Below are 12642 nucleotides of genomic sequence, written 5' to 3' on the forward strand. Positions count from 1 at the left end.
ACTTATGGGCATGGGCGTGGCACAATAGATTTGAAATTTGCAGAATCTCCCAGCATAGCTAATAAAAACATGAGCAAAAAAGAGCCCTTTTTTAACCTCTATCATCACAATTTTATTCGCGCCGCAGTGGCGGTTCCGGAGCTGCGGGTCGCTGATCCCGGCTTTAACGCCCAAAAAACAATGGATTTACTGGGACAAGCCGCGGACCAGCATAGCCTGCTGATTGCCTTCCCGGAACTTGGGCTTTCCGCCTACTCCTGTGACGATCTCTTCCAGCAACAAGCTTTGTTGGATGCATGCCAAGAGGGGCTTCGTCAAATCCTCAAATACTCCGAGAAGCTTCCCCTCATTGGTATCGTGGGTTTGCCGCTGCAAGTCGAGCACTTGCTATTCAACTGCGCCGCCGTATTTTATCGAGGCCGTCTCCTGGGGATAGTGCCTAAAACCTATGTGCCTAATTATCGGGAGTTCTATGAGTTACGCCAGTTTGCCCCGGCTGATTACGCCCTGCGGGAGCGCATCGATCTGTGTGGCCAGAAGGAGGTGCCCTTCGGTAACCGCCTCCTGTTTCAGGTGGCAGAGCAGCCCCTGCTGACTTTCTATGTCGAAATTTGCGAGGATTTATGGTCGCCTATTCCCCCTTCTTCCTATGCGGCCCTAGCCGGGGCCACGGTACTCATTAATCTTTCCGCCTCCAATATTACCGTGGGAAAAGACGATTACCGCCGCCTTCTGGCCAATAGTCAATCTAGCCGCTGCCTGGCCGCTTACCTCTACACCGCCGCCGGGACCGGGGAGTCCACCACGGATCTGGCCTGGGATGGCCATGGCATGATGTATGAAAATGGCGATTGTCTGGCCGAGACGGAACGATTCAGCTATGTTTCCCAGCTAGCCCTGGGTGATATTGACCTGGACCGCCTGCAACAAGATCGGATGCGTCAAAACAGCTTTGGGCAAACTCGCTCCCGCCATCGGGATCTGCTAACGTCCTTCCAAACCATCCGTTTCTCGGTCCCCCTTCCCGCTCAGAAACCGGTGCCACTCAAGCGCGCCTATGAACGTTTCCCCTATGTTCCCAGCGATCCCATAAGCCGGGATCGACGCTGCCAGGAAGTCTATGACATCCAGACCCAGGGGTTAGTCAAGCGGCTCCAAGCGGCTGGCGTGGATAAGGTGGTTATCGGCATCTCAGGCGGGCTGGATTCTACCCAAGCGCTTATCGTCTGTGCCCGTGTAATGGATATCATGAAACTACCCCGTAGCCACGTGCTGGCCTACACGATGCCTGGGTTTGCCACCAGTAAGCGAACTTTGAGCCAAGCGCGGCGGCTAATGGCAGCCGTGGGATGCCAGGCCCATGAAATCGACATTCGCCCAAGCTGCCTGCAAATGCTAAAGAATCTTGGCCACCCCTATGCCCAGGGCGAGCCAGTTTATGACGTGACTTTTGAAAACGTACAGGCGGGGGAGCGAACCAGCCATCTATTCCGGCTCGCCAACCTTCATAGAGCCCTGGTGGTCGGGACCGGCGACTTAAGCGAGCTGGCGCTGGGCTGGTGTACCTATGGAGTCGGAGATCATATGTCCCATTACCATGTCAATGCCAGCGTGCCTAAGACGCTCATTCAATACCTTATAGGCTGGGTAGCGCAAAAGCAGCAATTAGGCCCAGAGGCCGGCGCTATTCTGAAAGAAATACGGGCAACTGACATAAGCCCGGAACTCATTCCCCAGGAAAGCAAGGAACAACCCGGTCAGCGCTCAGAAGAGGTCATCGGACCTTATGAACTCCAGGATTTTCATCTTTACTACCTTCTGCGGTTCGGTTATTCCCCCGCTAAAGTTGCCTTTCTCGCTTGGTCTGCTTGGCATGATCGGACTTACGGCACTTGGCCCGGCATCCCGGAAAACCGGCGCAACCAATACCCGTTGGTTGAAATAAAGCGCTGGTTGGAGGTCTTTCTAAAGCGGTTTTTCCAATTCAGCCAGTTCAAACGAAGCTGCTTGCCCAATGGACCCAAGGTAGGCTCCGGGGGCTCCCTATCGCCCCGTGGCGACTACCGTGCCCCCAGCGACAGCGAGGTAACAGCCTGGCTCACCCAACTAGAGCAGATTCCCGATAGGGAGCCCCCAGCGATTCATATTAATCGTGGCAATGAAGAGAGATTATTTCATCGCCTGTTGGTTGCGCGCCGTCAATCTATCGATTAACCCTTGCAGTCCGTTCGCCCGGATTTCGCGGTAAAAACTTGCCCGGTAATTGGTAACTAAGCTGACCCCTTCTACCTGCACATCATCCACTTTCCAGGCTTTATTCTGATCGAGATAAAGATTTAACATCATATTAATGGGGGGTCTCCCTTTATCGCCCTCCACTTGCACCTTCACGCCGACCCGGGTTGCCTCCGGGGGATAATTCACAGGCAACACCTTAATCCGCTCCTGAAGAAAATCTCGAATATCCTTTGCGCTGTAGCTATGTAAGGCTGTCACATAGGTCCGTACCAGCAGTTGGCGAAATTGATTAGTAAAATCAGCTTTTTGTTCCTGGGTTGCCTGGCGCCAGTGCTTGCCCAATACCCGCTGCGACATCCGCCTAAAGTTAAAATGTGGCACAATGAATTCATCCGCCAGGCGGTAGAAATATTCCGGATTATCGGCAGGGGTGACTTGTTGATCCTGCAACTCCTTTAGTACCCGCTGGGAAGTTTCCAGCACAATGTCCCGTGGTGAAGATGTGGCAGCCTGGGCACCCACACCTAACGGCAGGATAAGCCCTGTTACCATGATCCATCCCATTAAAGACTGTTTTACTCTATACCGGCAATTCATCTTAATTTTTCCACCTAAAAAATGCTGCATTAATCCTATTAGTGTTTCTATTGTCCCACCTTAACTTCTCTCTAGCGAACCTTTCTGGTCCCACTCGTCAGCGGAGATATCGAATTCCTTGAGAAAAGCCAGCCATCCATAAAAAAAAGGCGCCTATCATTATAATAAGGCGCCCAAAACCAGGAGATCTACAGGACAAACATTGCAAGAGAGAGTAGCTCAAATTTAACCAACTAAATAATTATTAAGCAGGAATTGTGCCATTTTTACAAACCGTCTTCTCAGTTACGGGGGCGGGTGCACATAAAAATCATAACTACTTGTTTTTCAAAATATTTAAGGAAGCTACAAGTCAATATAAATTTTTACCTCTTGATCCCATGACGGCCCCGCGTCAAGGATATGACGGAGAAAATCACCTATTGTTGTTGCTTTGAGCCAACATTGGAGTTCTCCATGGATAGTGAACGACCCCCAGCGAGAGTGCGAGATGAAACTTTGCTACGAGCGCGGGGGCTAGGTTACTTGCGTTTTTCCATGAATTGGCGCTATGATTTTCCCGTTGCCACAAGCGCGACCTATCCTCGGGAGGAGGAGAAGTGATGCGCGTGGAGGGTGATACCCAACTGAGGGCCTTGCGCGCTAAGTCGTGGCCAGCCCAAGGCACCCATTGAAGCGCGAATTCTCCAGGCGGATGAGGTTTTGTAGGAACAAAACTGCTATCCATCATGGCGAAACTCCAACGACCTCTTTATGTCGCCTTTGGCCGCGGTTACGCATTGCTCCCTATCAAGGAAAGCCGCTATTTTTTCTGGAGCCGGTTCTGCAAGATGGGGGATGACTCCTAACAAAGGAGCGGGTAAACGTTCGCAAAGGGTTTGGATATTTTCTTTTTCCTGTAAAAGCTGACAGGGCTCAATTCCATTGGCAATCCATCCCACAAGGGGCAAGCCGGTACGGAGGATAGCATCGGCAGTTAGCAGCGCATGATTAAGGCATCCCAGGCGCACTCCAACCACTAGCACTATGGGCAAATCTAGTAACACCGCGACATCAGCCATAGTTTGTTGACCATTAATTGGCACCGCCCAGCCACCTACCCCCTCCACCACCACCCTATCGGCAAGGGCAGCTATAGAATCAAAGGCGGTTTTTATGACGGTTGGCTGAATCTCGACTCCTTCCATAGTAGCCGCAATATGGGGGGCAATAGGAAGGGTAAACGGATAGGGATTGACCTGCGAATAATCCAATGATACATCCGCCTCTCGCTGGAGCAATAAGGCATCTTCATTGTACCGTCCAGCCGCCGTTTGTTGACAACCGCTCGCCACCGGTTTCATGGCCACCACCCGGTAACCCGCTTGTTGCAGGCAGGCAATTAAAGCAAGACTGCAGCGGGTCTTACCGATTTCCGTATCGGTGCCGGTAACAAAAAAACCTTTACCCACAATGGAAAAATATTATTTAAATGTTTTTAGAACGGCCTTTAGGCGCATGAAAAGAAATTGGCACCGCGCCCTCCGGCGTATGTCGCTGTAGGGTTGTTTTCCAAGCATGGCCATAAACCACTTCAAAGCTGGCTGGCAGTTGCCCTCCCTCCCGCCAAGTTTCATAACTTTGCGCCATCTTCCGTTGCCGCGCTTTGCCCATCAATTTCCCTTGCCGGCCCGAACCTACCGTTTGGGCCCCCAGCCGTTTAAGATCGCCCATCAGCTTATACACATCAGGGTAAGTGAGCGTATAGCGTTCAACGTCCATCACCGGTTTTATAAATCTGGCCCGGACAAGCCCATCACCAATATCATGCATATCCATAAAAGGATTCACATGCCAGTAGGCATCCACCTCAGACCAAGCAGCCCGCAACTCTTTTAAAGTGTCAGGCCCAAAAGTGGTGAAGGTAAGCAATCCTCCCGGTTTTAAGACTCGCTGAAACTCGGCAAACGCAGCATCCAACGCCGAGCACCATTGCAAGGTCAAATTAGAGAAAATCAGATCCACGCTTTGGTTAGCCAAAGGCAGACCTTCCGCATCGCCGCAAACGAAGTGATAATAGCGGCGATGGAAGGGAGGCCATACCGTTTTCAATATCCCCCCCAGCATTTGCGGCAAGCTTCCTTTGAGCCGCTGTTGGGCTCTATGGAGCATTTCAGGCGCCAAATCCAAAGCGATAAGGCGCGCTTCCCCATAACGGTTCAGAAGGCCCTCTGCCTGAAGACCCGTTCCCGTCCCTGCATCTAATATCACAGCCGGGGACAGCTTAACCAGATCCAACCGTTCCAGGAGCTGCTCTCCTACCCTTCGCTGCAAAATGGCCACTTCATCGTAATGGGCGGCCGCTCGATTAAAGGCCTTGGCTACCTGCCGCTTATCAATACCGTATTCCAGATTCAAAAATTTATTTCTCCGACGATCCTTATGCCTTATGCTTGCAAAAAATTGCTTACGATATCTTTAAATACTTGCCCATGGGAGAGAAAGGGCGCATGTCCCGCCCTTGGAATCATAAAAACTTGGCCCTGGGGCAAATGGGCTGACAACCAAGCGCCAACTTTAGGGGGCACCAACGGATCACGCTGTCCCATAATCGCTAAAGTAGGGCAAGGAATGGTTTCTAATTCTACCCGCAAATCACTATCCTGAAGCAGCGCCAAACCGTCTTCCAAACCCTCGATGCCTGGACGGTACGGAGCATTAAAGTGGGCTAAAAGAACCTGGGCCACCGCTTTTGCCCTTTCAGCTCCGCGAGTCTGCAACCAAACGAAACGTTTCAAAGTCTCCACAGAATCGTTCTGAAGCGCTACTGAAAAATCCGCAAGCACCTCCGGAGCAACCCCATAAGGCCAATCAACCGCCGTGACAAAGCGGGGCGTACTGGCTACCAACACAAGTTTATTGACTCGCCTGGGGAAATCAATAGCCGCTTGCAAAGCCACTAACCCTCCCAGGGACCACCCCAGCCAACAAGCCTGGGGAGGCGCTACGCGCGCCACCGTTTCGGCTACGGCAGCTAACCGCCTCCCTTGAGCCAAGGGATCGCTACCCCCATGACCGGGCAGATCCACCAAGGTCAAGCGGAAGCGGGTCGACAAGCAATCCACCAGGGGAGCCCAAACCCCACTATGAAATCCCCACCCATGCAGCAGCACTAGATCAGGACCCGCACCGCGCTGTACTATCTGGAGCGTCATAAAACTTGAACTAGCGACTCCAGCAAGCGTGCTACCTGGGCTTCGGAATGAGCCGCCGTTAAAGTAATTCGTAGGCGGGCACTTCCCTCTGGCACCGTGGGCGGGCGGATGGCAGTCACCAGTATCCCTTGCGCAAGCAAGCGCTCGCTCAGTTTAACTGCAGCCCCAGCATCTCCCACCAGCAACGGCTGGATAGGGGTCGGGGAATCCACGAGCTGAAGCCCCAACTGAGCGGCGCCTTGCCGAAATTGGGCAATCAAGCGGGTTAATTTATCCCGACGCCAGGATTCGGTTTCAACCAGCCGCAAACTGGCCAGGGTCGCTACGGCCACCGCAGAGGGCGGGGCTGTAGTATAGATGTAGGTCCGCGCTTGCTGAATCAAGGTTTCAATAAGGGCCTCCTCACCGGCCACAAAGGCCCCGAAGGTGCCCAAGGCTTTACCCAAGGTACCCACCAAAATAGGCGCCTGGGCCATTCCCAGCCCAAAATGGGCCACGCTGCCACGCCCTTCTTCGCCCAAGACGCCCAGACCATGGGCATCATCCACCATCAGCCAAGCATCAAAACGGTCGGCAACTGCAGCCAGGTCCGGCAAGGGAGCCAGCGCCCCATCCATGCTAAAAACCCCATCCGTCACCACCAATCTGCGGCGGGCCTTGGTGGCAGTTAAAGCGGCTTCGAGGGACTGATAATCCCGGTGCCGATAGCGTTTAAAGCGGGCACCCGCAAGCAGCCCCCCATCTAGCAAGGAGGCATGATTGAGGCGATCCTCGAAAACTGCGTCTTGACGCCCTATTAGGGCGCTGATAACCCCAAGATTGGCCGAATAACCGGTAGAAAACAGCAACACCCGGGGCCGTCCCACAAACGCCGCCAGAGCCTCCTCTAGCGTATGATGGGCACGGCTATGGCCCGTCACTAGGTGGGCCGCCCCACTGCCAACCCCGTACTCTCGGACTCCTTGCATAAAGGCAGCCCGGGTTGCGGGGTGATTCGCCAGACCTAAATAGTCATTGCTGCAAAAGGCTAAAATTCGGCGGCCATCCATTTGGAGCTCCGCCCCCTGGGGACCTTCCAATACCCGCCGATAGCGGTAAAGAGACTGAGTCTGGCGCTGCCTCAGCTCCATCGTAAGGGCCGTTTTTAAATCGGGCACTGCTCGTTTCAGCCAGAGGCCGATCCCACTTCATCAGCCTCCGGCACGGGAGCGGCAACCTGTGCCTGGGGAAACAAAAGCTCAAGACCCAAACGCTCAAACAATTGCTGGTCGTGATCTGTGGTTGGATTGGGGGTCGTGAGCAGCTTTTCACCATAAAAAATGGAATTGGCTCCAGCAAGAAAACAAAGAGCTTGCAATTCATCGCTCATTGTCTCTCGGCCTGCTGAAAGGCGCACGAAGGAGGCGGGCATCAGGATTCGAGCGCAGGCCACGGTACGCACAAACTCAAAGGGGTCTAGCTCGGGAGCCCCGGCCAAGGGGGTACCTTCTACCTGGACCAGCCTATTAATTGGAACGCTCTCCGGGTGACGGGGCAGATTAGCCAAGTTGGCCAACAAACCCGCCCGATCAGAACGCTCCTCGCCCATCCCCACAATACCGCCACAACACACATGAATGCCCGCTTCCCGGACTTGAGACAAGGTCTCCAGCCGATCCTGATAGGTACGGGTGGTAATGATCTCGCCGTAAAACTCCGGTGAGGTATCCAGATTATGGTTGTAATAATCTAGTCCCGCAGCCTTAAGCCGTTCCGCTTGTCCTGGACCTAACATGCCTAATGTCACGCATGTTTCTAACCCCAGGGCTTTCACCTCTGTAATCATCTTCGCTACCGGTTCCAGCTCCCGCTCCTTGAGCCTGCGCCATGCCGCTCCCATACAAAAACGGCTTGCACCCCGGGCCTTGGCATTCCGTGCCGCCGTCAATACTTCCTCCAGGGGCAGTAAAGGTTCGGCTTTCACGGGCGTGCTATAGCGAACACTTTGGGGACAATAGGCACAATCTTCGGGACATCCCCCCGTTTTAATACTGAGCAAAGTGCTCATCTGAACTTGATTAGGATTAAAATGCTGGCGATGTACCGTCTGCGCCCGATAAATAAGTTCTACAAACGGTAATTCAAACAAAGCCAGCACCTCTGGGATAGACCAATCGTGGCGCGGACTGTCACATATTTCAGCTGCAGGAGGAAAGTAGGTCATAATTAATCATTATATTCGTCAGACTGACGTTGGATTCTTGATGGAGAAGCGGTGACTGTCAACCGGACTGCAATCTGGCTGGAAACCCTCTGGCGGGAATTATATCCTCCTCTGTGCGCCTTATGTGGAGCCCCAGGCACACGGAAGCACGATCTTTGCGCTCCCTGCCGAAGGGATTTGCCCGCGCTCGGTGCTGCCTGTTACCGCTGTGCCCGACCGCTACCCACCGCCGGAATTTGCGGAGCTTGTCAGCAGCACGCACCCCCCCAAAATTGCACGTTCAGTCCTTTCCGCTACGCTCCTCCCCTGGATTATTTGCTCTTGCAGCTAAAATTTCATGGCAAATTACATCTCGCCCCGCTGCTGGGACAATTAACCGCTGAATACCTGGAACAGCGAATTCACCCTTTACCTGAGTGTATCATTCCTGTCCCCCTGCATCCTACCCGACTCCGAGAACGGGGCTTCAATCAGGCCCTGGAGTTAGCGCAACCGGTTGCTGATCGGCTAAAAATTCCTATTCACCGTGAAGCGGTCTACCGGCAACGGAACACCGCCCGCCAGTCGGAACTACCCCGCCAGGAGCGTAAGCGTAATCTGCACGGCGCCTTTGCGCTCCAGGGCAGTCTGACCGCACGCCATGTGGCCATTATGGATGATGTGTTAACTACGGGTCATACCGTAGCGGAACTCGCCAGAACACTGCGCCGGGGGGGAGTGCAAGTGGTTGAAGTTTGGACTTGCGCCCGGGTTCCACCCTTTGAAGGAGCGCATGGATACACAACCCCCTAGCGACGATGATGACTATCTGTGCGTAGGGACACACGCGTAGATAGGCGAAGCAAAGGCCCATGGAGCAGTCACGAAAGACCCCCAGACCAAAAAAAGGTAATCCCTTCGCCAAGAACGGCTGAGAAACGCGAATTCTCCAGGCTGATGAAGTTCAGTAGAGACAAAATTGCTATCAGCCATGGCGAAACTCCAAACTAATATTTTTCAATTTACCAAGGCAGCCTGGTCCGTTGCCTGTTGATAGTCCTTCATCTCGTTAAAGTTGAGGTAGCGGTAAATATTAGCAGCCATGGGCGCGATACTTTTCACTTGGGTCTTGTATTCTTCCAGCGTGGGCAAGCGCCCTAAGATGGAAGTTACCGCCGCCACTTCCGCCGAGGACAAGTACACATTGGCGTCCTTACCCATCCGGTTGGGGAAATTACGAGTCGAGGTGGACACTACGGTAGCGCCGTCCATCACTCGAGCCTGATTGCCCATGCATAAAGAGCAGCCCGGCATTTCGGTACGGGCGCCAGCCTTGCCGAAAGTGCTGTAGTAGCCCTCTTCCATGAGTTGCTGGGCATCCATTTTAGTGGGCGGGGCGATCCAAAGGCGGGAAGGAATCCTGCCACCCTCCTCCAGTATCTTGCCCGCTGCCCGGTAGTGACCAATGTTGGTCATACAGGAACCAATAAAAACCTCATCCACCTCATCGCCTGCCACGGCTGATAAGGGCCGGACATCATCGGGATCGTTGGGACAGGCCAGCAGCGGTTCGGTAATCTCATTCATGTTGATTTCAATAACTTCCGCATATTCCGCATCCGCGTCCGCTTCCAAGAGGGTGGGATTCTTAAGCCACTCTTCCATAGCAGAGATACGCCTCGCCAGTGTACGCTTATCTGCATAGCCCTGGGTAATCATCCAGTTCAGCAAAGTGATATTGGATTTCAGAAACTCTATGATGGGTTCTTTGTCCAGCTTCACGGTGCAGCCATTGGCGGATCGTTCCGCAGAAGCATCGGCAAATTCAAAAGCCTGCTCCACTTTAAGCTGAGGCAATCCTTCGATTTCTAGAACCCGGCCGCTAAAGGCATTTTTTTTGCCTGCCTTGGCCACTGTGAGCAAGCCCCGCTGAAGGGCCACATAGGGGATGGCATGGACCAGATCCCGCAGCGTAATCCCCGGTTGAATCTCCCCTTTGAAACGGACTAAAACCGACTCGGGCATATCCAAAGGCATAACCCCCAAGGCCGCAGCAAAGGCCACCAGGCCGGAACCTGCGGGAAAGCTTATCCCGATGGGAAAACGGGTATGGGAATCTCCACCAGTCCCCACCGTATCGGGAAGAATCATCCGATTGAGCCAAGAGTGAATGATGCCATCACCGGGGCGCAAAGCAACTCCCCCACGAGTAGCCATAAAATCCGGCAGCTCGTGCTGCAAGGTGACATCGACAGGTTTGGGATAGGCTGCCGTATGGCAAAAGCTTTGCATGACGAGATCGGCGGAAAATCCCAGGCAAGCCAACTCCTTGAGCTCATCTCGGGTCATAGCACCGGTAGTATCCTGGGAACCCACGGTGGTCATTTTAGGCTCACAGTAGGTGCCAGGGCGTACACCTTCAACACCACAGGCCCGGCCTACCATTTTCTGAGCTAGCGTATAGCCTTTCCCGCTAGCGGTAGGTGCCACTGGCCGAATAAATAAAGGAGAAGGGTTCAATCCCAAAGTCTGCCGAGTTTTGTCGGTTAAACCGCGCCCAATAATCAGAGGAATCCGGCCACCAGCACGAACTTCATCGGGTAAAGTGCTGGGACGGAGCTTAAAGCGGGAAAGTTCTTTGCCTGCTTCGCTGAGAACAGTCCCCTCAAAGGGGCGAATACGAACAGTATCGCCTGTATTAAGGCCCTCTACCTGGCATTCAATGGGCAGAGCACCGGAATCTTCAGCGGTGTTGAAAAAAATGGGGGCAATCTTGCCCCCCAGGATTATCCCCCCCTGGCGCTTATTAGGCACAAAAGGGATATCTTGACCCATGTGCCAGAGAATGGAGTTGATAGCAGACTTGCGAGATGAGCCCGTCCCCACTACATCACCGACAAAAGCTAGCGGAAGTCCCCGGCCTTTCAAATCCGCAATAGCCGATAAAGCCTCAGGCATCTTATTGACCAGCATCGCCTTAGCGTGAAGAGGAATATCCGGTCGGCTCCAGGCTTCCTGAGCCGGTGAAAGATCATCGGTATTAGTCTCGCCAGGAACTTTAAAGACGACCGCCATGATTTCCTCCGGCAATTTGGGGCGGCTCGTGAACCAGGCAGCCTCAGCCCAGGAATCCACTACCTGCTTGGCGTATTCATTGCGCTTTGCTTTTTCCAACAGGTCATGATAATGGTCATAGACCAGAAGTGTATGGGCCAATACCTTAGCAGCCACTGCCGCCGTGGCCTCATCCTCTAAGAGACCCATAAGCGGCTCGATATTATAGCCCCCCAGCATGGTGCCAAGCAGTTCCGTAGCCTGAAGCCGGTCGATGAGCGGACAGACGGTTTCACCTTTAGCAATGGCCGCCAAGAATCCGGCCTTAACATAAGCCGCCTGATCTACGCCGGGAGGCACGCGTTGAATCAGAAGTTCCTTCAAAAGCTCTTCCTCACCGGCAGGGGGATTTTTCAAAAGCTCCACTAACCCAGCAACCTGCATGGCATTTAACGGTAGCGGCGGTAATCCTTCTGCTTCCCGTTCGGCAACATGTTTACGATAAGCTACTAACACTTTTTTTACCTTTTACTGTTGGAGATCTAATTTATAATTTTACGTCTATGTGGAGTGCCCGCCTAACTAAATCCCGCGTGCTTGCCCTACCAGCTAATAGCCCTCACTCAGAATAACGGGCATGGATCAAAACTCAAAAGCAAAATTCGGAGGGTACATAGTTTGCTTTCAAGGATAAATTCAGCTTTGATTCTACAATATTGTTGAAAGGAACACCGGATGAACGCCTCAACGAAAAATATGCAACTTTCCACCGCGATAGCTAATGACCCCCGCTGGGCCTCCGCTGTAGCCCGTGATCCCAAGGTGGACGGCAAATTTTATTGTAATGTGGAGATTCGCTTTGCTATTGGCAAATGCTCCCTCGGAGCAACTCTTGTAGCTCAGAGCAATCGGGGCATTTGCGCCATTTTTCTGGATGATGATCCCGAAAAACTTGTGCATGACTTGGAAGACCAGTTTCCCCGCGCTAACTTGGTTGGTGGCGGCGCCCAATTCGAACAGCTTATCGCTGAGGTGGTTAGCTTTATCGAAGCGCCAAGTATTGGCCTAAACTTGCCGCTGGATATACGCGGTACCGCATTTCAGCAACGGGTTTGGCGAGCTTTACGCGGGATTCCAGCCGGCTCGACTGCGAGTTATAGCGCTATCGCTAGGCATATTGGCGCTCCAAAGTCAGCGCGGGCCGTAGCCCGAGCCTGCGCTGTCAACACCTTGGCGGTAGCTATTCCGTGTCATAGAGTGGTCCGCAGCAACGGCAACCTGTCCGGCTACCGCTGGGGCTTGGAGCGCAAGCGTGCGCTATTGAAAAAGGAAGCAAAGGATCTTGAATTCATCCATAAATGCCAAGCATGACTAATT

At 53.2% G+C, this 12642-nt stretch carries 11 protein-coding genes; 4 read left to right on the top strand and 7 right to left on the bottom strand.

The annotated features are described in order from the left end of the window. Positions 1-69: 69 nt before the first annotated feature. Positions 70-2214, top strand: coding sequence for an NAD(+) synthase (locus NOC_RS11215; protein ID WP_011330858.1), 2145 nt, complete (start codon positions 70-72; stop codon positions 2212-2214). Here NOC_RS11215 and NOC_RS11220 read toward each other — a convergent pair. After that, the gene (locus NOC_RS11220; protein ID WP_011330859.1) at positions 2170-2835 is read right to left on the bottom strand and encodes an MlaC/ttg2D family ABC transporter substrate-binding protein; all 666 of its coding nucleotides are present in this window, start codon (positions 2833-2835) and stop codon (positions 2170-2172) included. The two genes, NOC_RS11215 and NOC_RS11220, sit on opposite strands and share 45 nt — an antisense overlap. 456 nt (positions 2836-3291) lie before the next feature. On the opposite strand from NOC_RS11220, the gene NOC_RS17515 reads away from it, so the two are divergent. Next, the gene (locus NOC_RS17515) at positions 3292-3438 is read left to right on the top strand and encodes a hypothetical protein (RefSeq protein ID WP_155814714.1); all 147 of its coding nucleotides are present in this window, start codon (positions 3292-3294) and stop codon (positions 3436-3438) included. A gap of 116 nt (positions 3439-3554) precedes the next feature. Here NOC_RS17515 and bioD read toward each other — a convergent pair whose 3' ends face one another. From bioD to bioB, 5 genes are read right to left on the bottom strand one after another with little or no spacing between them, the layout of a single operon-like run. Beyond that, positions 3555-4286, bottom strand: a complete 732-nt coding sequence (gene bioD, locus NOC_RS11225; RefSeq protein WP_002811517.1) for a dethiobiotin synthase — start codon at positions 4284-4286, stop codon at positions 3555-3557. Positions 4287-4302: 16 nt separating this feature from the next. Then, complete coding sequence (bioC, locus tag NOC_RS11230; protein WP_002809592.1) at positions 4303-5232, bottom strand: malonyl-ACP O-methyltransferase BioC; 930 nt, start codon at positions 5230-5232, stop codon at positions 4303-4305. A gap of 29 nt (positions 5233-5261) precedes the next feature. Beyond that, a complete protein-coding gene (gene bioH, locus NOC_RS11235) occupies positions 5262-6029 on the bottom strand; it encodes a pimeloyl-ACP methyl ester esterase BioH (protein WP_002811134.1) in 768 nt (255 codons plus the stop codon). Beyond that, positions 6026-7186 carry an 8-amino-7-oxononanoate synthase gene (bioF, locus tag NOC_RS11240; RefSeq protein ID WP_002810457.1) on the bottom strand — a complete coding sequence of 387 codons (1161 nt, stop codon included), beginning with the start codon at positions 7184-7186 and terminating at the stop codon, positions 6026-6028. The genes bioH and bioF overlap by 4 nt, the downstream gene beginning before the upstream one ends. A gap of 8 nt (positions 7187-7194) precedes the next feature. Beyond that, positions 7195-8232, bottom strand: coding sequence for a biotin synthase BioB (bioB, locus tag NOC_RS11245; RefSeq protein ID WP_002811578.1), 1038 nt, complete (start codon positions 8230-8232; stop codon positions 7195-7197). A 51-nt stretch (positions 8233-8283) separates the two neighbouring features. Here bioB and NOC_RS11250 point away from each other — a divergent pair, with 51 nt between their 5' ends. Continuing rightward, positions 8284-9024 (top strand): ComF family protein, encoded by a 741-nt coding sequence (locus NOC_RS11250; RefSeq protein ID WP_002808968.1) that lies wholly within the window; start codon positions 8284-8286, stop codon positions 9022-9024. Positions 9025-9228: 204 nt separating this feature from the next. Here the strand turns inward: NOC_RS11250 and acnB are convergent, their stop codons facing one another. Then, entirely contained in the window at positions 9229-11781 is a 2553-nt protein-coding gene (acnB, locus tag NOC_RS11255; RefSeq protein ID WP_002809567.1) for a bifunctional aconitate hydratase 2/2-methylisocitrate dehydratase, read from the bottom strand. A gap of 219 nt (positions 11782-12000) precedes the next feature. Between acnB and NOC_RS11260 the strand changes: the two genes are divergently transcribed. Further along, positions 12001-12636, top strand: a complete 636-nt coding sequence (locus NOC_RS11260) for a methylated-DNA--[protein]-cysteine S-methyltransferase (RefSeq protein WP_011330860.1) — start codon at positions 12001-12003, stop codon at positions 12634-12636. The last annotated feature ends 6 nt before the right edge of the window (positions 12637-12642 follow it).

Origin of the sequence: Nitrosococcus oceani ATCC 19707 (genome assembly GCF_000012805.1) — a bacterium.
Classification (GTDB): Bacteria; Pseudomonadota; Gammaproteobacteria; order Nitrosococcales; family Nitrosococcaceae; genus Nitrosococcus; species Nitrosococcus oceani.